The sequence below is a fragment of the Mesorhizobium sp. LNHC252B00 genome, from assembly GCF_000502955.1.
Lineage (GTDB): Bacteria > Pseudomonadota > Alphaproteobacteria > Rhizobiales > Rhizobiaceae > Mesorhizobium.
This window is the reverse complement of the sequence record NZ_AYWO01000140.1, coordinates 1-385: the sequence shown is the minus strand read 5'-3', so window position 1 is coordinate 385 and position 385 is coordinate 1. Positions and strand designations below refer to the sequence as shown.

The following is a 385-nucleotide window of genomic DNA, read 5'->3' as shown; positions in this document are numbered from 1 at the left end:
ATTCGCCGTTCGAACAGCGGTTCGAGGCGGTCATGGCTGTCATCGACCGGCACGCCGACAGGACCGGGCGCAAGGTCATGTACGCGGCCAACATTTCCGGGGACATCGACGCCATGCGCCGCCAGCTTGATCTGATCGAGCGCCGTGGCGGCACCTGCGCCATGCTGGTCCTGAATTCCGTCGGCCTGTCGGGTGTCGTCGAGATGCGCCGGCATTCCGCCGTTGCGCTTCACGGCCATCGGGCGGGCTGGGGCCTCTTCAGCCGTTCTCCTGATCTCGGCATGAGCTATCTCGCCTACCAGAAATTCTGGCGCCTGGCCGGCATCGACCACATGCACGTCAACGGGTTGTCCAACAAATTCTGCGAGCTCGACGGTTCGGTGAT

The 385-nt window shown here is 63.6% G+C and carries 1 protein-coding gene; it reads left to right on the top strand.

The genetic code is table 11. From position 1 onward, the window contains the following. Positions 1 to 32 precede the first annotated feature (32 nt). Positions 33 to 385 (top strand): RuBisCO large subunit C-terminal-like domain-containing protein (locus X744_RS0139365; RefSeq protein ID WP_348626188.1); only part of this gene is annotated, 353 nt, incomplete at its 3' end.